The sequence below is a fragment of the Thaumasiovibrio subtropicus genome (assembly GCF_019703835.1).
GTDB lineage: Bacteria > Pseudomonadota > Gammaproteobacteria > Enterobacterales > Vibrionaceae > Thaumasiovibrio > Thaumasiovibrio subtropicus.
The window spans coordinates 116164-136623 of record NZ_AP023055.1; the positions used below are offsets into that span (position 1 = coordinate 116164).

General features: G+C 47.8%; 21 protein-coding genes. 9 read left to right on the plus strand and 12 right to left on the minus strand.

The genetic code is table 11. The features are described 5' to 3' along the window. The first annotated feature begins 213 nt into the window (after positions 1–213). Complete coding sequence (locus TSUB_RS16825) at positions 214–1086, plus strand: MaoC family dehydratase (RefSeq protein ID WP_087021069.1); 873 nt, start codon at positions 214–216, stop codon at positions 1084–1086. Here TSUB_RS16825 and TSUB_RS16830 read toward each other — a convergent pair. Continuing rightward, positions 1065–1952: an AraC family transcriptional regulator gene (locus TSUB_RS16830; RefSeq protein WP_087021072.1), complete on the minus strand. Its 888-nt coding sequence runs from the start codon at positions 1950–1952 to the stop codon at positions 1065–1067. The genes TSUB_RS16825 and TSUB_RS16830 overlap by 22 nt on opposite strands. 131 nt (positions 1953–2083) lie before the next feature. Between TSUB_RS16830 and TSUB_RS16835 the strand changes: the two genes are divergently transcribed. Further along, complete coding sequence (locus tag TSUB_RS16835) at positions 2084–2803, plus strand: glutamine amidotransferase-related protein (RefSeq protein ID WP_087021075.1); 720 nt, start codon at positions 2084–2086, stop codon at positions 2801–2803. A 29-nt stretch (positions 2804–2832) separates the two neighbouring features. On the opposite strand, the gene TSUB_RS16840 is transcribed toward TSUB_RS16835, so the two are convergent. The 3 genes from TSUB_RS16840 to TSUB_RS16850 all read right to left on the minus strand — a co-directional run bounded on the left by TSUB_RS16840 (position 2833) and on the right by TSUB_RS16850 (position 8039). After that, positions 2833–3270: a hypothetical protein gene (locus TSUB_RS16840; RefSeq protein WP_087021078.1), complete on the minus strand. Its 438-nt coding sequence runs from the start codon at positions 3268–3270 to the stop codon at positions 2833–2835. A gap of 317 nt (positions 3271–3587) precedes the next feature. After that, positions 3588–5624, minus strand: coding sequence for a methyl-accepting chemotaxis protein (locus tag TSUB_RS16845; RefSeq protein ID WP_087021081.1), 2037 nt, complete (start codon positions 5622–5624; stop codon positions 3588–3590). A 519-nt stretch (positions 5625–6143) separates the two neighbouring features. Next, positions 6144–8039 carry a fructose-specific PTS transporter subunit EIIC gene (locus TSUB_RS16850; protein WP_087018500.1) on the minus strand — a complete coding sequence of 632 codons (1896 nt, stop codon included), beginning with the start codon at positions 8037–8039 and terminating at the stop codon, positions 6144–6146. A gap of 417 nt (positions 8040–8456) precedes the next feature. On the opposite strand from TSUB_RS16850, the gene TSUB_RS16855 reads away from it, so the two are divergent. Continuing rightward, on the plus strand, positions 8457–9308 hold the full coding sequence (locus TSUB_RS16855; RefSeq protein ID WP_087018560.1) for an AraC family transcriptional regulator: 852 nt from the start codon (positions 8457–8459) through the stop codon (positions 9306–9308). Positions 9309–9538: 230 nt separating this feature from the next. Continuing rightward, positions 9539–10069 carry a cytochrome b gene (locus TSUB_RS16860; RefSeq protein WP_087018503.1) on the plus strand — a complete coding sequence of 177 codons (531 nt, stop codon included), beginning with the start codon at positions 9539–9541 and terminating at the stop codon, positions 10067–10069. Here the strand turns inward: TSUB_RS16860 and TSUB_RS16865 are convergent. Next, positions 10066–10881, minus strand: a complete 816-nt coding sequence (locus tag TSUB_RS16865) for a PTS sugar transporter subunit IIA (protein ID WP_087018505.1) — start codon at positions 10879–10881, stop codon at positions 10066–10068. The two genes, TSUB_RS16860 and TSUB_RS16865, sit on opposite strands and share 4 nt — an antisense overlap. After that, on the minus strand, positions 10878–11180 hold the full coding sequence (locus tag TSUB_RS16870; protein WP_087018507.1) for a PTS fructose transporter subunit IIB: 303 nt from the start codon (positions 11178–11180) through the stop codon (positions 10878–10880). Before TSUB_RS16870 ends, TSUB_RS16865 begins: the two co-directional genes overlap by 4 nt. 181 nt (positions 11181–11361) lie before the next feature. Here TSUB_RS16870 and TSUB_RS16875 point away from each other — a divergent pair, with 181 nt between their 5' ends. Next, positions 11362–11919, plus strand: coding sequence for a TFIIB-type zinc ribbon-containing protein (locus TSUB_RS16875; RefSeq protein WP_087018509.1), 558 nt, complete (start codon positions 11362–11364; stop codon positions 11917–11919). Between the two features lie 67 nt (positions 11920–11986). Here TSUB_RS16875 and TSUB_RS16880 read toward each other — a convergent pair whose 3' ends face one another. Then, entirely contained in the window at positions 11987–12703 is a 717-nt protein-coding gene (locus TSUB_RS16880) for a transglycosylase domain-containing protein (RefSeq protein WP_159064849.1), read from the minus strand. A gap of 140 nt (positions 12704–12843) precedes the next feature. Here TSUB_RS16880 and TSUB_RS16885 point away from each other — a divergent pair, with 140 nt between their 5' ends. Together TSUB_RS16885 and TSUB_RS16890 are read left to right on the plus strand one after the other, a co-directional pair. Continuing rightward, positions 12844–13119, plus strand: coding sequence for a hypothetical protein (locus TSUB_RS16885; RefSeq protein ID WP_087018512.1), 276 nt, complete (start codon positions 12844–12846; stop codon positions 13117–13119). Positions 13120–13155: 36 nt separating this feature from the next. Then, the gene (locus tag TSUB_RS16890; protein WP_087018514.1) at positions 13156–13515 is read left to right on the plus strand and encodes a GFA family protein; all 360 of its coding nucleotides are present in this window, start codon (positions 13156–13158) and stop codon (positions 13513–13515) included. An 82-nt stretch (positions 13516–13597) separates the two neighbouring features. Here the strand turns inward: TSUB_RS16890 and aqpZ are convergent, their stop codons facing one another. The 3 genes from aqpZ to TSUB_RS16905 all read right to left on the minus strand — a co-directional run bounded on the left by aqpZ (position 13598) and on the right by TSUB_RS16905 (position 15750). After that, on the minus strand, positions 13598–14299 hold the full coding sequence (gene aqpZ, locus TSUB_RS16895) for an aquaporin Z (RefSeq protein WP_087018562.1): 702 nt from the start codon (positions 14297–14299) through the stop codon (positions 13598–13600). A gap of 106 nt (positions 14300–14405) precedes the next feature. Then, a complete protein-coding gene (locus TSUB_RS16900; RefSeq protein WP_087018516.1) occupies positions 14406–15023 on the minus strand; it encodes a transmembrane anchor protein in 618 nt (205 codons plus the stop codon). Between the two features lie 16 nt (positions 15024–15039). Further along, positions 15040–15750 (minus strand): HupE/UreJ family protein, encoded by a 711-nt coding sequence (locus tag TSUB_RS16905; protein WP_246616504.1) that lies wholly within the window; start codon positions 15748–15750, stop codon positions 15040–15042. Between the two features lie 272 nt (positions 15751–16022). Between TSUB_RS16905 and dbpA the strand changes: the two genes are divergently transcribed. Next, positions 16023–17402: an ATP-dependent RNA helicase DbpA gene (gene dbpA, locus TSUB_RS16910; protein ID WP_087018520.1), complete on the plus strand. Its 1380-nt coding sequence runs from the start codon at positions 16023–16025 to the stop codon at positions 17400–17402. 43 nt (positions 17403–17445) lie between these two features. On the opposite strand, the gene TSUB_RS16915 is transcribed toward dbpA, so the two are convergent. Beyond that, a complete protein-coding gene (locus tag TSUB_RS16915) occupies positions 17446–17823 on the minus strand; it encodes a ParB N-terminal domain-containing protein (protein WP_087018522.1) in 378 nt (125 codons plus the stop codon). Positions 17824–18029: 206 nt separating this feature from the next. After that, entirely contained in the window at positions 18030–18794 is a 765-nt protein-coding gene (locus tag TSUB_RS16920; protein ID WP_087018524.1) for a hydratase, read from the minus strand. A 191-nt stretch (positions 18795–18985) separates the two neighbouring features. Between TSUB_RS16920 and TSUB_RS16925 the strand changes: the two genes are divergently transcribed. After that, on the plus strand, positions 18986–20182 hold the full coding sequence (locus tag TSUB_RS16925; protein WP_087018526.1) for a CobW family GTP-binding protein: 1197 nt from the start codon (positions 18986–18988) through the stop codon (positions 20180–20182). The last annotated feature ends 278 nt before the right edge of the window (positions 20183–20460 follow it).

The window sequence follows — 20460 nt, forward strand, 5'->3', positions numbered from 1 at the left end:
GAAAAATAATTGCGCGATAACACACTTTTTAACATTGCTTGGCCAGATGATTACGCTTTTGTTAGTGGGTTAAGCGATTGATTATCGCTTTGTTATGAGGTTGAGGGGCGATTACGTCTTTTGACGATGTTGAACCGCTATGTTGAAAAAAGAATTGGTAAATCAGATTATTAGCCATACCATGCAGTGAGTTTTGATGTTCGGAAACCATTTATGACCAGTGCTTTCTTACAACTTGATAACCCGGTTATCCCTTCCTATGGTCGTCTCCTGTGGCGTGCGTTGTGGAAGCGGAGCCATGGCGGTGTTTTGCCACCTATTTTATTGGAAAAGCGTCATTTTCAGTTCAAATCAACGGATTTGGTTGATTATTGCGACTATTTTGGTTTCTCGCATGAGGAAGTGCCGATTCCCTATCTATTTGTGGCGACGCAACCGATGCAACTCTACCTTTTCACCCATCCTGAAATGCCGATTCAACCTCTAGGCATGGTGCATGTTGGGGTTAGTTTTGAGAAGCGAACTAAGTTGTTGGCCGATACTCCTTACGTGTTCACGTTGCAGTTAGGCGAACAGCAGCAAACTGAGCGGGGTTGTGTGTTTGAGCTGGTGGGTGTTTTTTCGTCTCCGACAAGTGGTGAAGTGGCACGCTACCGGAGTCGTTATTTGGTGAAAGGTAAACAAAAGGCGCAAGGGAAAGTGACAACATCGAAGACACCAACAGACCTGAGTGTCTATTCATCGGTAATTCAAGATGCCTCTTCATGGACATTCGATGTCTCTCGAAGCCGTCGATATGCGCGACTTTCTGGTGATTACAACCCCATTCACCTTCATACTGCGTTTGCGAGACTGTTTGGTTTCCGCCACCCCATTGCTCATGGCATGGAGTTGGTTGGGGCGCTGTGCGCTAACGTGACTCAAAGTGCACAGTGTACTGAACTGCATGTTGAGTTTAAACGACCGCTTCTATTACCGCAGCAGATGGCATTTGCAACGGCAGACGATCACATCGCGCTATTGAATGATGCGAACAAACCTTGCGTTGAAATGAAATGGTTCCCTTACTCTGGTGCTGCATCTTGATCTGGCTTGAGTATATGACGCTGCCTAAATTGCTGCGGTGAACAGCCAAAATAGGCATGAAACGCATGGATAAAGGCGGAATCTGACTGGTAACTCATTCGGTGAGCAATGACTTGTATCGGTAGCCCGTCACTGAGTAAGGACAATGACAGTAACAGACGGACTTGTTGACGCCAGCGTGGAAAGGTTGTGCCGAGCTGCTGTTGGAAGCGGCGAGAAAGTGTTCTTGGTGAGCAGCCGAGATCGCTTGCCCATGCCGTTAGGGGGAGTGCGCAGTGGGGCGATTGTATTAATGCATGGGTCAACCGACGCAGTAATGGATCGTCCGGGAGAGACAGTGTCAAAGAAGAGTTATCATATTTCGCCTGTTGATCGAGCAACACGGTGATGAGGTGATGGAGTGCCGCAGGCTCTTCTTGGTGTGTTTTCATCGTGCGACGTTGAGATTGAAAACAATGCTGTTCAGCCATGCAAAGTGAGTCTATGAGGTGTGGTACTAAGTGGCTTAAAAAGGCGCTTGGTGTCAAACGCGTACAACGTGTCGAGGTCACCGTTTGGCAGCATGGCGCGTTAGGGTTTAAGTAAATGCCAACAAATTCCGTGTTCGCAAGGGCGGTCGATTCATGCGGCACACCCGCAGGGACCAATATCCCATGACTTTCGGGTAAAAAGAAGTAATCGTCCCCGGATTGATTGCTCAGCATACCGCGCTGAGGGAAGATGATTTGATGCCAAGGATGCCGATGCCAATGATCAATATGGCCATTTGGCATCGATATTTCGCGAATATGCACGTGACGCTGGGGATACATCTCTATCCATCGATTCGCTGATACTGCCTGATAATCCCCTCGTTGTTTCGCCATCGAGATACTCTCTTTGCTTTATTACCGCCGTGAGATGTGGCGGTTTATCTATGTTATTTGTCTTAGTATCGACAAAAAGACGCTATCGCGTGATTTAGCATACCTGTGAATTCACAACGGAGCGAATTAAGATGAAAACACCGCATATTCATTTTGTTATTCATGAAGCGTTTGAGGGGCCGGGTGCGATAGCCGATTGGGTCACAGAGCGAGGTTATCAATCCAGCGACACGCACCTCTACAATGGTGAGCAACTTCCAAAGCACCTCAACGATATTGATCTTGTTGTGGTTTTAGGTGGGCCTCAGTCCCCGTCCACAACGCGACAGGAATGCCACTACTTCGATGCGGAAGCGGAAAAAGCCTTTATTCTGGCGGCGATCGCCGCGAAGAGAGCGGTGTTAGGGATCTGCTTAGGGGCGCAACTCATTGGTGAAGCGTTGGGGGCGCGATACGCACAGAGCCCACATACGGAGATTGGTGCGTTTCCACTTTCTTTGACTGAGAGTGGTTTGAGTAATGAGTTTGTCGCACATTTTGCCGCGTTGGCGACGGTGGGTCATTGGCATAATGATATGCCAGGGCTGACAGAACAAGCGGAGATTCTGGCACACAGTCAAGGTTGTCCTCGACAGTTGGTGGCTTATTCCGACAGGGTGTTCGGGTTTCAATGCCACTTAGAGTTCACGCCTGCACTTATTGAAGGGCTGATTGCGGCAAGTGAAACTGAACTTGCAAGCAAAGCGAACCAGCCTTTCGTGATGTCGCCAGCAGCGCTCCGCCAACTGGATTTTAGTGCCATGAATCAAGCGTTGAAGCATTTTTTGGACCACTTGATTCATGGTGTTTAGCGTTGAGTGATTAGCTCAGGCTGTTTAGTTTAGGTCGATGGGTGCAACATCTCATCGACGACAACCATGGCTTGTTCACCAACTTCGACCGCAATGCCGCCATGGATTTGGCTGTAATCGGCCGCCTCTTCTAAGGTTGAAAACCACAAGTTGGGGTAGCCAATTTTGTGCATCAATACCGTGTGCTGAACGAGCTCATCGTCGGACATCGCTTCGAGAGATGCCTTGTAGCTTGCCCAGTCCTGGTGTCCTTTTTCTTTAGCGAGAAGAGTGAGTAAGTGCTTACGTTGAATGATATCACATTGACGCCTGAGATCGGGCAGGGTGAATCCACGTATTGCTTGCGCAGCGATTAAACGGCGTAACACGGGTAGCGCGTGAGAATGGGATTCTGACTGAGTTAACTTATGCAGCCTCTTCGCTTCTCGACGTAAGATAGAGATGGCTTGGGTATGGGTTATTTGCATATCGCCTCCATAAATTTGACCGCCTCGCTTCTGGTCAGAGATGATATACAAGCTGTAGGCTTGCGATAACTATGCAGGTGCGGTCGCTTTTGCGAGGAAGGCTTCCTGTCAGCCTGGTGGCGAGTATAGCCTGAGGAGAAATAAAAGTGCAAATAATCTACTCAATCTCCCTCAAGAAGCTTGTTCAGCGAGAATTTCTGAGCTTATCAACAATACACTGTTTTGAAGATCTCGTGGGCTAAATCGAAAACCTTCATTAAGGGGCCAAGCCTAGAAAACGCTCCCTTTGCAGGGGAGCGTTTTGAAGAGGACGAGGGTTACTTGAAAAAGTCCACTTGCGCTTTCAATGCATTTGATTGCTGTTTTAGGGATTCAGCGGACGAGACGGATTGTTCGGCAACGGTTTTGGTTTCGCCACTGAGCTTCGTCACATCGCTGACACTAGCGGCAATTTGTTGCGAGACTTGCGCCTGTTGCTCTGACGTGGCGGCGATGGACTCTGCTTGCTCGGCAATGGCACGCGTTTGCTCAACAATCGACTCTAGTGATAAACCTGCTTCGCCGGCTTTCGTCAACACGTGGTTTGCATGGCTTTGACTTGTCTTCATCAAGGTCACTGCATCAGATGTTGAGCTGCGCAGTTGATTGATGATGCTGACAACATCTTGCACCGATGTTTGCGTGCGATGGGCGAGGGTACGGACTTCATCTGCAACCACCGCAAACCCACGCCCTTGTTCTCCAGCGCGTGCCGCTTCGATGGCAGCGTTCAATGCGAGCAAGTTTGTTTGCTCGGCAATTTCGTCAATCATGCGGGTAACGTCCTGAATACTATCGCTTTCAGTGGCGACCTTCTCGATGGCAAGGGCACTTTGGTTGAGGAGTTGATTCAGTTCTGCAACGTCGGTACTGACGTTTTCCACAACGTGTAATCCGTTTTGGCTATCGTGGTCAGCTTGGCGGACATTACTGACAATGTGTTCGACTTGCACGGCGATGTCTTTCGCGGAAACAGCCATCTCTTCGATAGAGGTTGCCATATGCTCTGCTTTATCAAGTTGGGTATCGGATTGCGTGAGGCTGTCATGCGCGTTGTTAGAGACACTCTGTGCTTGCTGGTAGACATCATCGCTGGTGGTGCGAATTTCTGTGACAAGTTGGTTGAGGCGTAACGCCATACTATGCAGGCTGTTGGTTAGTCGGTCGACTTCGTTGTTAGATTCAGTGCGTTGGCAATCGATTTGAATGCTGACTTCACCTTCGCCGACACGGTGCATATACCCGGTGAGCTCTGTCAGAGGACGAGAGATTCGGCGTAAAGCGAAATACATGGCGAGAGCAGTAAGCAGCGCGACGATGACAGAGATCAACGCAATAAAGGTAAGCAGCTTTTGACTCTCTTTGGTCACTTCATTAATGAAAGTGCCGCCAACCAACTTCCAGTCCCATCCAGGTACATGGGTAAAGACCGCATATTTGTTGCCAACAACATCGCCATGTTGGTAACGGTAGGTGATGATGCCCTGCTCATTTTCAAACATCTCGTGAAAAACACGTTTGCCGTCGTAGTCAGTTTGCTCGATCAACGGTGGATCATTTTTCGTCTGTGTTGGGTGCAAAATAAACTGGCCGAGATTGCGATCATCATTATCAAGAATAAAGGTATAGCCTGTTTCACCCCACTGCATTTTTTCAAGAATATCAAACATGCGCTGCGAGGCGTCTTCAACCGGTAATCCAATAAATAAGATACCGACAACTTGGTTGTCGCGGTCAGTGAGTGGGTTGTAATAGGTCAGGTAGCGGGAGCCAAAGAGTTCAACTGCCGCATAGAAAGGCTTGTTGTTAATGATGTTGTTATAGCCTGGGTGCTGCTGCCCCATCAGTGTACCAATGACCCGTTGTCCATCTTGATCTTCGAGAGATGTTGAAATGCGTAAAAAGTCATTATGTTCAGTTGCTGAGAAGATTGTCGCCACAGCGCCCGTATCTCGGGTGTATGCGTCAACCATACGGTTGTAGTTAACCAAGGATTTGCCCAGTAGGGTAATGTCGCGGACGTTGTGGTTGTTGAACTCGACATAGCGAGGTTCGACACGTAGCCCAGAGGCGTAGCCTTGGCGGAACGCGGATTCCAGCTTTTGCGTACTGTCGAGCAGGATTTGAAATTCACCTTCCAGCATGGCACCGACAGCATCAATTCGGCGCTGGTGCTCAAACATGGTTTTTTCGAGCAAGATGTTAGAGGCGGTTTTGTAGACGGTTGCGCCAATAGCAACAAATGCGAGTAAGAGACAAAGAGAAATTATCGCTTGGAGTTGAAACCCAACACTCCGTGTTTTAAAGCTGAACATAGTATATGCCTATGATTAATATCCTGAGAAAGTGAATTATGCGTTAAATCATCTGGAATATTGATAGTTCGGCGATGAAATAATAGTCATCTGTTATTTAATTTGGATTTTGATCAATAAAATTTCCCATTTAAATAAGAATGTGTCACTTATGCCACTAATATTTTGACTTCAGTTTTTGAAACGCACCTTAGTGCGAACAATTATTAATATAAATGTTACTTGCTGAGAGAAAGTGCAATGAGAGAGGGCTATACTTTGAAAAGTAAATGATTTTAAAGGGTAAATACTCGAATCTTGAGAGTTGTAATATTCGTCGAGCGTACTTTATCGTCGTGGATAAAATAAACGCCTCACTGATTACAGAGAGGCGTTGCACTAAATAGGTTAGGGGGCTTGAAGGTTACGGGAGGTGTCGCCTTTTAGCCGCTCTTTGGCTTCGAGATTGATGCCTGATAACAAAGTAATAACATTATCAGGCGAGTGCAAAATTAATCTTACCGGATGTTACTTAGGTTATTACGCCGTCGCTGCAAGTGCTTTTGCTTGACGCATTTTCTTCAGTGACAAGCACACCATCGCTGTTGTGACTGTACCTGCGGCCATACAAAGTAGTGCCATCAGTGGAGAGTTCATTGCGCCAAGCAGGGCGACAACTGGGCCACCGTGTGCAACGCTGTTCGTGATACCGAAAGAGAAGGCAAGAACAGCGGCGACGGCAGAACCAATAACGTTTGCTGGGATGACTGAGATTGGATCTTGTGCCGCAAAAGGAATCGCACCTTCTGAGATACCGACGAGGCCCATAGCGCCAGCGGCTTTACCCGCTTCCAGCTCAGAATCTTCAAAGAGGTTTAACTTACGACCCAGCACTGTTGCCAGACCCATACCCAGTGGCGCGACCGGAATGGCACACGCCATTGCGCCCATAAACTGGGTTTGGCCACTGGCGATCATGCCGACAGAGAAAAGGAAGGCCACTTTGTTGAATGGGCCACCCATGTCAAACCCTGCCATGCCGCCCAAGACAATGCCGAGTAAAATCACGCTGCCACCAGACATTGATACAAGCATGGCTTCAAGGCCATTCATCAAGTTAGCGATTGGCGCACCAATGACAAAGATGAACAAGGCTGAGATGAACAAGCTACCTGTGATTGGCGCAATCATGATCGGCACTAGAGGTTGAATGAACTTGTGATATTCGCGTGTGGTAATGAACTTCACGAAGTAACCAACCAGTAAGCCCGCAACGATTGCACCAATGAAACCCGTGCCCGCATCTGCGCCATAGAAGGAGCCATTGTTGGCAATCCAGCCGCCGATTAAGCCCGGTGCAAGTGCTGGTCGGTCAGCGATTGCGTAAGCAATATAGCCAGCAAGAACAGGGATCATCAAGGTGAATGCAATCACACCCACATCAAGGACTTTGTTCCACATACTGCCATCAGGAATTGCCATACCCGCTTCAGAGGGCTCACCGCCTAATGCGAGCGCTAGTGCGATCAATAGACCCCCAGTGACCACAAATGGAATCATGTGCGAGACACCATTCATTAAGTAGCGGTAGAGGTCAGACCGCGCTTGAGATACTTTGCTTTCACTGCTGTCTGCGGGTGTCTCACTGCCTTGATAAGGGGCAGCATTGAGCGCTTGCTCGATAACGCCTTTCCCATCCTTAATCGGTGCTTTAACCCCAGTTTTGATCAGCTTTTTACCGGAGAAGCGGTTGAGATCGACCTGTTTGTCGCAGGCAACAACAATGGCACTCGCACGCTCGATTTCTTCTGCTGTCGGACTGTTTTTTACCCCGATAGAACCATTGGTTTCCACTTTGGCTTCGTAGCCAAGTTCAGCGGCGGCTTTTTCTATCGCTTCAGCAGCGAGATAGGTATGGGCAACCCCGGCTGGACAACCCGTGACGCCAATTATCAAGCCATTTTCAGTTGACCCTGTTGGCACCGTTTGGCGGGCTTCGAGGAGAAGGTTGACGGCTGATTTTTCTGAGTCTACTGCGAGAAAGCGTTCAATAAAGCCATCTTCAATCAACTTTGAGGAAAGCTCTGCCAAGACTTCGATATGGTGGTTAGCGCCGCCATCAGGTGAAGCAATCATAAAGAAGAGCTTAGAGGCTTCGCCATCTTCAGCGCCATAATCGATCCCTGTGCGGCTGATACCAATAGCAACAGCGGGTTTGACGACCGCATTGCTTTTCGCGTGAGGTAGCGCAACACCAGATTCAAAACCTGTGTTGCCCAGTGCTTCACGTGCTTGGATATCGGCTAGGAATGCAGCTTTATCATTAATTCGGCCATTTTGGTAAAGGCTTTCAATTAACTCTTCAAATACGCCATTCTTGGTCGTTGCCTTTAGGTCTAGGCAAATCAACGACTCATTAATCAAATCAGTGATCATGAGGTTTCCCCTTTTTTATTTTGGTGGTAGCACAGGACGTGGGTCAGTGTACGTCTGTGCTGATAGGGTTATTTTTGAACAGAATTTCAAGTTCAGATAGAGGACGAGAGAGACAATTACTGGATTTTTGTAACCTATGTATTGGCGTGTGATAGAACTCTCAATTAGTATTTTAATGATAAAGTCTGCTAATTCGCAAAAATTAATCGATATAACAATAGTTTATTGTCTATTTTCTGTCTGGTTTTAATGGTTTGTTTTTGAACAGTAAGAATTGTGGCTAGAAAAAAACACCACATATTTATAGGGTGAATGCACATTTTGGAGTGATGTTGATCACGTTTCAGTTGCTTTTTCATGGATTCTGCAATCCTATGGCTTAGGGTGACAACGGTTTATTTTGTTGACAGTGATGATATGGCATCTGTTTTTCACGCTTTACTTGAAACCTTAGTGGCTGAACGCGATAGCTTTAATCGCATTTGGTTTGCCAATGATGAACTGACCCCGCCGGAGTTTAGTTATCAGGTTAACTTTCCGCGCTTGGAGCTGGTGGTCAGTGGCGAGTATGTTAACGCGTTAGAAGAGCACGGTGAGATCAATGAGGTTCGCGTGTTAGGCGGTGATGCATTGTACATCCCGCCTAACTGTTGGAATAAACCCAGATGGGAGACGGATTGCTCTGTGCTGAGTTTGTTGTTTGGTCGACGCCAGCTCGGTTTTAGTCTTGTCAGCAAAGCGAAAGACCAATCCGGTTTTTACGATGTTCAGAAGCACAGTGTGCAGACGCGAACGGGACATGCGATCGATCATATTCTCGAAGCGCTCAATGCCCTTGCAAAAGAACCAAAACAGAAGCCAATGGATGAACACCTTTTATTGGCACTGTTAAGTTATGCCCACTCTATGCTCGCCGCACCAGGAGAGTCAGTTAAAAAGCGCAGCGAAAACTTGTATCAAGGTATCTGCATCTATATTCAAGAGAACTTTCACCGCGACATCAATCGAGAGTCGATCGCACGACGATTCAGTATTTCCCCTAACCATCTATCGCGCCTGTTTCGTCAGCAAGGGCACATGCGACTGGCTGATTACATTACTTGGGTGCGAATCGACCGCGCTAAATTCATGCTAAAACGCTATGACTTTCGTTTGAATGAAGTCTCGATGCGTTGTGGCTATCAAGATGTGAACTACTTTTTTCGGGTGTTCAAAAATAAAACAGGCATGACGCCAAGTGAGTACCGCGCGAGCAACGCGGCAGTTTAATGCTACGGTGAGCTATGCTTCGGTAGCGCTTTGCTAACACGTCTATAAAGGCTCGCTAAGTAAGCATTTTCGGGCTGCTCGAGTCCGACATCACTCGGGTGAATGTATGCTGTTTTGATAATTGTGAAATAACCCGTTCTTTACGTAATAACCCCAAAAATGAGTCGATAGCGACTCTATTTTTAGACACTCTATGTGGCGTGAGATAAGTGCGTAGGGGGGAAGTATAAATGCGCCAGCGTAGTTCACTATCAAAGACAACCGTTCTATTCCATTGGGTCACGGGACTCGCTTTTTTAGCCGTGTTTGGATTTGGCTTATATATCGCAGACTTGCCAAGAAGCCCAGAAAAGTGGGCGCTGCTTCACTATCATAAATCGTTCGGGTTACTCATTCTGATTTTAGCGGTATTGAGATTGCTGTGGCGATTAAGAGAAGGGTTTCTTGAACCCTTATCATCGTTACCCGCATGGCAGGCTAGGATTGTAAAACTGGTTCACCTTGGTTTGCTGATTTCAACGCTGACGTTCCCACTGTCAGGATTGATGATGAATATCGGCGGGGGGCGACCAACCGAACTGTTTGGATTTGAGTTGCTTGCGGCCGGCAACAGTATTGAATGGCTGAGTTGGTTCGGGCGCGGTATTCACGATGGTTCGGTGAAGGTGGTGATGTTCGCGCTGTTACTTCACGTAGGTGGTGCAATTAAACACCAGCTTGTAGATAGAGATGGCTCGTTATTCCGTATTTTAGGGCGTTAAGTGTCGTGACGTTTAATCGCTTGGCTCATAGTATTGAGAATAATGGCTTTCAGGGCATCCGGCTCGGCATTGGCTAGAAGAGATTGTGAAAACCGCGGCGACAACAGCGCTTTGGAAAGCCCTGCAAAAGCCACAATGTGTGCACGCTGTGCTGGCTCAGGAAGGAGCATAGCAATGCTCAAGCCGATATCGCCTTGCGCTGAGTACCAGTCAATGGGATCGAGGCAACTGATGATTGAGATGGCGGGGCGTGGTGCGATATCTGCCATGATGTGGGGTAGCGCGATGCCTTTGCCCATCCCGGTTGAGGAAATCGCCTCGCGTTCATGGAACTGGTCAAAGAGCTGCGTTGTGATCTCATTGTTGTGGCGATCTGGAAAACAGGCCGCGAGCAGGGTCGCTTGTTTGCCAAGCATTTCTGCTTTGTTGGCGACAGCAAGTCCAGTAACGACATCAATATGGCATTCAAATGGTAAAGAAAACGCGGGGTGGTTGTCGATCAAGATCGCGCCCTTGGCAGATTGACGCGGGTCCGTACAAATCAAGGTAAAATGTTCTGCGATAACATCCGTGAGCACCATGGCGGCGAGCTCAGCGTCTATTCCCTCAATACACAGTTGGCAGAGATCTTCATTTTGCGTCCCCATACTCAATAAATGAAAGAGCTGGGAGATATCGGCTTGCTGATCTTGGCTAATATTGTGAATGACAATACAAGATTTAAAGTAACCCGCGAGGCTTTTCAGTTTACTCAGCACCCAACTTGGCAAACCTTCATGGTCGGTGACGAAGGCAATGCGACGCTCAATCATAGCCGTTGGCAGCGCACTAATACGCTTTGCGCATCGGTTAACACTTCCTCGATAGTGACACAGTGAATTTTACTGCCAGTGAAACGTGCTCGGTGGGCTATCTCAATGTCGGAAGCAATCAGCACGACATCCGCGTTGTTGATATCTTGTGGTGTGAGTGGGTTTTCAATGCCCATCGCCCCTTGGGTTTCAACTTGGATACTGATGCCGTTTTGTTGCGCGGTCTTGCGCAACACATCAGCCGCCATATAGGTGTGGGCAATCCCCGTAGGACAAGCAGTCACAGCAACGATTTTCATTGAGGGTTCCAGAAGGCAAAAAACAACAATGATTGAATTGTCGCTGTTCCCTTATTCCAGTCAAGTATCAATTGCATTTTGTGTGCTATTTCACAAACTTAACCTATTGAATGCATCACTAATTAACTTTTTATAACGAACATGGTGCACTACGCGCAATCGAATAAGGAGAGACTTGAAAATGAAATGTCCACAGTGCCGTGAAGGCCAGTTGATGCCGAACTTCATCGATGCACAGTTCCGAGCGCACCAGTGTGATTCATGTCGTGGTGACTGGATTTTGATTGAAGACTTCGTGACATGGCGTGAGCATAATCCAGACTACGAATTTGCCCCAATGTTTAATGTCGAAGAAGATGAGATCGATGACACAACCAAAGCGATGATGTGTCCGGCGACGGGGACGTTTATGCGCAAGTTTCGCATTACCGCACAATCAGGTCATCGCTTAGATTATAGCTCGGCTGTGGGCGGCATTTGGCTTGATAACGGCGAATGGGAGCTGTTAAAAAAAGAGGGTGTGGCGGGGCGTTTGAATGCGATTGTGACCAACAGTTGGCAGCAAAAACTGCGCGAGACATCGGCACAAGAAAGCTTCTCTGATATCTACCATGCGAAGTTTGGGCAAGACGATTACAGCAAGTTACGTGATATTCGTGAATGGCTTGCTACGCATCCGCAAAAAGCGGATTTGCGCGCTTACTTACTGGCTGAAGACCCTTATTCAGCAGAGCGTTAAGTTGATTTAATCGCATATGAGAGTATGAATAAACCGCGCTAACTTCCGAAGGCGCGGTTTTTTATTGTTAACCTTCATGTGCCTCACAGTCAGTGATGATGGGATTGCAGATATCATAGTAAAGGTCGGTTAACCCCTGTGGTGAGTATTCGCCGTTGAGCACGCGTTTAATTCGGGTGACTCTTTCATGGTTCTCTTGCGGATGTTTAGTAATACTAAAATGGTTGGGAGCAATGAGCATGGCAACCAATGCGAGATACTGTTCATCACTGAGCGCTGCGAGTGGCATTTCAAAGTAGGCAAAAGCCGCGTCTTCGAAACCGATCACGGCGTGTCCGTCAAGATGACCCAGATAAGCGGCATTGAGAAACAGAGAAAGCTGCGCGGGTTTTGAGATCATGTCGTTGACGACGTGCTTAGCAATGATCGATTGGATGATTTTGTTTTTCAGCCCGGGAGTGAACTCTGCAAAGTAGAGACGTTTTACCAGTGATTGGGTAATGGTGGTGAGTCCTGCCCCGGGGGTATCAAGGTCAACGCCAGTATGGCGATAGAATCCTGGATCTTCGATTTGGATGAGCCATTCTTGCCACCTGTCGGGCAGTTCTGAAAATTCAGTGATTATTGGCATTGGTTTTTTGTCGAATCCACGCCAATGGCCTTTTGCAAGGTCTGTTAAAATCACATCTTCAGTATAATTTCTCGCTTCTTTTATGATATGCATTGTCGTCCCTCCAACGCAGATGCCAGTCAGTGTTAAGATGAGGAAGATTTTCTTGAGCATGTGCTTCCCTGTTCGTTGGGTCATTTCAATGGTCAAACATTGAACCACCTTGATATGGCGTCAGGCTGGCGAAATCGTGATGAATTGTGGCAATGGTGCGGTGATGGTTTTACTGCTTGAGTATATAACTGAGTAAATATATGTTTTTGAAAGGTATGGCGTCCAAGTTTGTGGACGCAGTGAAAGAGAATTTGGATTTCCAGCAGCGGATGTGGGTCGTGAATATCCGCGAAAGCGCGATAAAGAATGAGTGCTTTTTGCTCAATGAAGATGGCTTTACAAAACCCATGGGGTGGATGGTGGATAAAGGTTGCTACGATCAACAGCAGATCGAACAACTGGATGCTCTGCGTCGCTCTGAATCGATTACTTTTCGCATCGCTGAGGTCGAACACAGTTTTGTGCGCGTGAAGTAACGACGCTTGTCGGTCTTAGCGATAAGGAGAAGGCTGATGTATGAAGGTCAATGCCATTGTGGCAACGTTAAGCTCAGGGTACAACAGCTAACGGCCACAGGGACACAGTGTACTTGCTCTATTTGTGCGCGTTACGCGGCAATATGGGGGTACTTTACTGAAGCAGATGTTGTGGTGAGTATTGGTGAGTTTGGTATCAGTTGCTATTGTCATGGCGATAAGCTGATTAATTTCAATCGCTGTCAACAATGCGGTTGTGTGACACACTATACGCATACAACCCCAACGCCTAAGACTCGACTAGCAGTAAACTATCGTATGTTTCCTTCTGAGGTGCTGGAGCAAATTACGGTTCGTACTTTTGATGGCGCAAAGACATGGCAGTATTTAGATTAAGCCTGCCATCGCCATCCCGAACGGGAAGAGCGATGGTACCTGATGAAAGGATGGGAATGGGTATGTTGAGTTTGGCTAAGTTTCACTCTGCGCTATTGGGACTTTCCGCAAAAAGCTTGTAGGCAATTGCGCCTAATGCAGCCCCGATTAAAGGGGCGACCCAAAATAACCACAGTTGCGCCGTTGCCCACTCCCCGACGAAGAGCGCCACACCTGTACTCCTTGCTGGGTTAACTGAAGTGTTGGTGACTGGAATAGAGATAAGGTGAATCAAGGTGAGACAAAGGCCAATAGCAATCGGGGCAAACCCTTGCGGCGCTCGGCTATCAGTTGCGCCCAAAATGACAATTAAAAACATCATTGTCATCACGATCTCTGTTACTAATGCAGCTATAAATGAGTAGCCACCGGGTGAGTGCTCGCCAAATCCATTCGAGGCGAAGCCAGAAGCAGCGACATCGAATCCCGCTTGCCCTGTGGCAATGACATATAAGACGCCACCAGCAACAATCCCGCCAAGTACCTGAGCGACAATATAAGGCAGTAATTGTGAGGCGGGGAAACGGCCGCCAAGCCAGAGTCCAACCGAGACCGCAGGGTTCAGGTGACAGCCTGAAATATGTCCGATCGCATAAGCCATTGTGACAACGGTCAGGCCAAACGCAAGCGAGACGCCGAGTAAACCAATGCCTACGTCGGGAAACCCAGCCGCTAAGACCGCGCTACCACACCCTCCGAGTACCAACCAAAAGGTGCCAAAGCATTCTGCAATGTACTTGTTCATCATGTGCCCTTATTTTCTATTCGCTTAATGGCACAGTATGGGAGAGTTTTGTTGGGATAGTGATGTGAATCTCTCTAGGTCTCACTATTGAGGCGAGGCCTTAGGGTTAATACCGCTTGATTGCCGAATACTCGCCACGCGCTTTGATGATCACCATCACTAGCTCGTCGTTGCGATTTCGAAAGAACCAGCCATGATGGCCGCTAAACGGCGCGGTTAACTCACCACTGTCTGCCATTTTTCCTCGGCCTTTCTCGTAGCTGAGCATCTTCTCTGCATTATCGCCATGGGCGTCAACGTTCACCGCGCCGCCTTTCGCTTCCCAGCTGAACTGCATGGTTTCGCCCGATTGTAAGGCGAATTTGACTTCAGCACCTTCTCCCGGTGAGAGCGTGAGTAGCACGCGATCTTGCCACTCAATCGTTTCTTGATGCGCAAAGTGGGTCAGCACCTTTGCTGTTTCGGCTGAGTGTGTCAGTGACGTGGAAGTGGGTTGTTGTGAGACGCGATCATTTTCTGCTTCAGCAGCAAGCTGTGTTTTGATTTCTCCCATCTCGGTAAGCCCTAGCGTACGGCCGACTCCCGTCGGGTCGATGCCATATTCTGCGGGAAGGATGACAGTGACAAGCAGCACGGCGGCACTGATCAATGCAATGAGGGTAGAGCGAAGTAACTGTTTACTGCTCGGCAGGGCATTTTTTGGGGGCATCTCAGCATTAAACATGCGGGGTCCTTTCTAATTAGGCGACAAAGTAGCCAGTGAGTTGATAGCCGATTAAGACAAAGCCAGCACACATCATCATGACGTTAACGGTATAGGCTTGGCGGAAAAAGTGCGTCTTCTTGCGCCAATAGCCCATCACAATCAGTATTGCACCCAATGCAATGAGCTGACCGAGTTCAACACCGACATTGAATGCCACTAAGTTGGGGAGTAATCCTTGCGGTGAGATGTCGTAGTCGATAATTTTCGACGACAAGCCAAATCCGTGGCAGAAACCAAAGAAGAGCGTGGCGAGTTGCGTGTTGGGCTGAACATTAAACCAACGTTGGTAAGCGCCAAGGTTATCCAGTGCTTTGTAAACGACTGACAACCCGATGATGGCATCAATCAGGTAGCTGTTGATACCGATATTGAAATAGACACCTAACAACATGGTTGAGGAGTGGCCAATCGCAAAAAGGCTGACGTACAGAGCGATATCTTTAAGGCGATAGAGAAAGAAAATGACCCCGAGAAGAAACAGAATATGGTCAAACCCAGTCACCATGTGTTTCGCGCCAAGGTAGGCAAAAGGGATGAGGTGCACCCCTGTGATTTCTTGAATGTAGCCTTTGTCGCCCTCTGCAACCGCGTGGGCAAATGTGTTGCTGCTAAATAGGGTAAGCAGCGTAAGAGATGCGAGCAAAAGCACGACATTGAAATAGCGATTATTCTGTTTGTTAAGCATTTGTCGCCTTCCTTGAAGCATGTTCCTTCCCCGTTTGACAGGCAGTTGTACCGTTACTCATCGTTACCTATCGCTTAGATGATGATGACAAACTTATTGATAATAATGATGTTGTTACAATATAACACTGAAATGACACCATGAGTAACACATGCACGATGTGGGGGCTTTCCTTACTACTCGGTGATAATTAAAGCATCTTGGATGGAGTTAGGTATAATTACCCCTGAATCTGAGGCTACGCCTTTCTCTTCTTTAACAGGAAAATCCCTTTGAACACGAACTTTTCTTCACTGCCGCTGCGTGGTGAGTTGCTTGATAACCTCGCATCTTTGAACTTTAGCACCATGACACCGATTCAGGCTCAGTCTTTACCTTTGGTTTTATCGGGGAAAGACGTGATTGCTAAAGCGCGCACGGGGTCAGGGAAGACAGCGGCATTCGGTTTAGGGATTTTGCACAACCTTGATGTGAAGCGTTTTCGTATTCAAGCCATGGTACTTTGCCCGACGCGTGAGCTTGCTGATCAAGTCGCGAAGGAATTGCGAAAGCTAGCGCGTCAAATTCATAATATTAAGATCTTGACCCTATGTGGCGGCGTACCCTTTGGGCCACAAATTGGCTCACTAGAGCATGGCGCGCATATTCTTGTCGGCACCCCCGGTCGGATAGAAGACCACTTAGTCAAAGGGCGTATCGACCTTAGTGAGCTTAATACGTTAGTCCTTGATGAAGCGGATCGCATGCTTGAGATGGGTTTCCAATCAGCCATTGATGCAGTGTTGGACTATGCCCCGCAAGATCGTCAAACCTTACTCTACAGTGCGACGTTTCCGCGAGAGATTGATGAAATGGCGGCGAAAGTGATGCGCAAGCCTGAAAAAGTGGAAGCGGAAGAGCAACACGATGATCGCTCTATTTCACAGCACTTCTATCAAGTTGATAGCCATGCTGAGCGTATTGAAGCCCTAAAAACCTTATTGCTAAAACATCAACCGCGTTCATGTGTCGTGTTCTGTAATACCAAAGCCGAAACAGTCGATATCGCCGATGCACTGCATTTTGATGGTTTCAGCGCGATTGAAATTAATGGCGATTTAGAACAACGTGAGCGAGATCAGACACTGGTGCGATTCGCGAACAAGAGCGTTTCCGTGCTGGTTGCGACCGATGTCGCGGCTCGCGGTTTGGATATCGATGAACTGGATATGGTCGTGAACTATCAACTCTCTCACGATCCTGAAGTCCACGTTCACCGTGTTGGGCGCACGGGCCGTGCAGGCAATCAAGGGGTGGCCTGTAGCTTATTTACCGCCAAAGATGCCCATAAGCTAATTGCGCTAGAAGATTACACCAACGCGCAGTACGAGCCTGAAACCTTGCCAAGCGTGGATGCCGATGCCCGCCCAGTTAAGCCATCAATGGTCACACTGCGTATTGATGGTGGTAAGAAGCAAAAAGTACGTGCTGGTGACATTCTCGGTGCCTTAACGGGTAAAAATGGTATTCAAGGCAAGCAGGTAGGCAAGATTAATCTGTTTGATTTCTGTGCCTATGTTGCGGTTGAGAAATCAGTATCGCGTGCGGCCCTGAACAAACTTGAACGTGGCAACTTAAAAGGCCGCAAATTTCGTGTGTGGTTGTGTAAGTAACCGTACTTAGCGCTGACTATGATTGACTGAACGATGCGCGTCTCTAATAGGGAAGCGCATCGGCACTCACATCAATATAGTCAGGGGCGAGGTAGTCGGAAAATTGTACCGCTTTGATACTGGTCTGCCCGAGCATCAAAGCCTTACAGACTCGGTGCATCCCATCCATCACGCGACCTTGATGGCAAAGTAAAATGGGATAGGTTAAATCGGCTTGTTGTATCAAGGTGGCATGTTCTAATACATTGCGGCAAGTGGGTTTCGCGCCGCCAAGATCATACCAAAAGGCCTCATCGAGCTCTTTAATCGCTGACAGGGGTACGTCAATCACGGCTAATCCCTTTGCGGCTTCAATAAGCCGAAAAACATTCCAAGCTAACAGGCCTTGTTCTGATGTGCGGAAGTGATACTGCTGACGCATGGGTCTCTCCTACAATACGTTCTCAATGGTTTTTCGTCGTCATGAATGGGCTCACTTCGATAGAACATACACGATTGTTCTATTTAGACTCAAGCCATTGTGAAAGCGAAATTGTAGAGTGAGATACAGGGTATATCGCGGCAAAGAAAGCTGCGATGTGGTTATACTCAAGCATCTTGAGATGGCTTGAGTATATCTTGATGAATCTATTGTTGCTCGATGAATGTCACGTCAAACTGACCAATGCCGGCGTAGTCGATCGTGGTTGTGGTGTTGAATGCCACTTCTACAATACCGCAGTAAGAACCAGTGATGATCGCTTCACCTGCCTTAAAGTCCACGCCACGACGTGTCATGTAATTAATGAGCCAGTAAATAGGGGTTTGTGCTAACCCATTTGGGTGCTCACCCTCAAACGTTTGGACCTCATCACCTTGTGTCACAGTGATGGCGATCTTACCGGCGTTGAATGCTTTTTCTCGCGCAATTTCAGGGCCGATGAACATGCCTTGGTTCACTAAGCAATCAGCCAGCTTTTCATAAAATTCAGCACCGCTGTCATTCGCAAAGCGCGCTTGCATCAATTCAAGCGCCATATGACAACGACCAATGGCGGCGTTGATCGCTTCTTCACTATAACCTTCAGGGCTTGCAGGTAGGTCTTTGCCAAGGATAAACGCAATCTCAGGCTCTACGCGTGCTGCATTGTTATCGGCAAACAATTTGCAGTCGTCGCCCTGTTGAACGGTGTCAGCAAAAATAGGGGCAACAACAAACTTATCGTCAGCTAGCGGGAGCAGACATTTCCAGCCGCCGACCTTGTCGGCACGCAGGTCGATCATTGAGGCTTGAATGTTTAGGGCGTCGTCGAGAGAGGTTGGACGATGGGCTTCATTTAAGCGTGGCGCTTTCGTGCCAGGTACGCGGCGATTCAATAGCTCAGTCGCGGCAGCTTGATATATTTTAGTCATATTGTATTACTTAATTTCTGGGGTTTTGAAAATTTTACCGAATCTCGACGTTGAACAACAGGATTACTCGCTTGAAATGCGATGTGAATAGGCTTATCGAGCAGGCGAGGGCATAGAGAAGCTAACTTTTAACAAAATCATCGTTATGTTATAACAGTCCGCCTACTTCAATGCGGTTAAGGAACTAACTCGTGGCCACTATCCCTGTCACTATTTTGCACGGTTTTCTGGGTTCTGGAAAAACAACGTTATTGCGCAATCTGCTTACTCAATCCCAGCAAGCAGATGCGGTGCCAGCGATTGTCGTTAATGACATGAGTGAGCTGGATGTCGACGGTGTGCTCATTGCCAATACCGAAGTGATTGAGCGAGACGATAAGCGCTTCATCACGATCAGTGGCGACAGTATCAGCAGCCCCAATGGCATTGCTCAGCTAGATACAGCGTTAAGTGCGTTATTACAATCGGAAAACCCGCCTTGGTTGTTGATTGAAACCTCGGGTAGTAGTCATCCCTTGCCCTTGATTGAGTACTTTAAAGGCCACTCGCTATTGTCGTTGCAAGGGGTGGTGACGCTGGTGGATGCAGTTTGGCTAAGAGATGACTATCAGCAAGGGCAATCTCTCATTCCGAAGTGGCAGGCAAATCTGCAAGCCAATGTGCGCGGAATAGAGAATCTATTAGTCGAACAGCTCATGTTTTCAAATCGTATTCTTCTGACCAAATCGGATCGGCTTAAAAGCAGTGAGATTAAAGCTATCGCTGAAGCAATTCATCCGATAAACCCTTATGCCGCGATTGTGCAAACCTCTTGGGGCAACATTGGTTTCGAGCAGCTACGCGATATTGAGAGTTATAATTTCTTCCTGATTGAGCAGTTAGCAAATGAGCTGCGAGATAGCGTGAATGACCCCTTGACCATCTCAGGCAAACACGGCCAACGACTGGTTTCCAAGGTGATTCATGATGATCGTCCTTTTCACCCCCAACGGCTCTGGGATACGTGCCATCGTTATCTCACCCAAGGGGTGTTTCGAAGCAAAGGTTTCTTTTGGATGCCGACCCGTGATGATGTCTCTCTGCTCTGGAGCCAAACCAATGGCAGTGTGGGCTTAGAAGTGGTGGGGTTTTGGCGCGCGCCAATACTTGATGATGAAAGTCAGAAGTTTACGTCTGAGCAGTATGAGATGCTTAAGGCGCGAGTTGATAGCACGGAGAGTCGTTTTGGTGACCGTCGGTGCCGCCTCACTGTGATTGGTCAGAATGAGGAAGTTGATCAATTTGTCATCGCCTTGAACCGATGCTTCTTAACGGACGATGAGCTGGTGGCTTGGCAAAATGGCGAGCCGTTTGACGACCCATGGCCTCAGAAAGTGGCGTCGTTGTAACGTCAGTCGCTTTGAGCGCGACATACTCATCTGCGATTAAACTCTGCACTTAGCCGCAAAGTGTAAAAAAGTGAGAAAGCGTCAGCATCGTCATGGGCTGGCGTTTTTTTGCATTGGCCACGCGCCTCTGAAAGCAGTGCCTCGCCGTGCATGCATTTGAAGTGGTTTGCGTATACTTGCCTATGCGACGTCCTCGAATAGGAATTCTGTTGCATTTTAAAAAAGTTTGAATCTGCTTGGTTTAAGGTTGTATTTTGCCAACTAATATCCATCGTCAC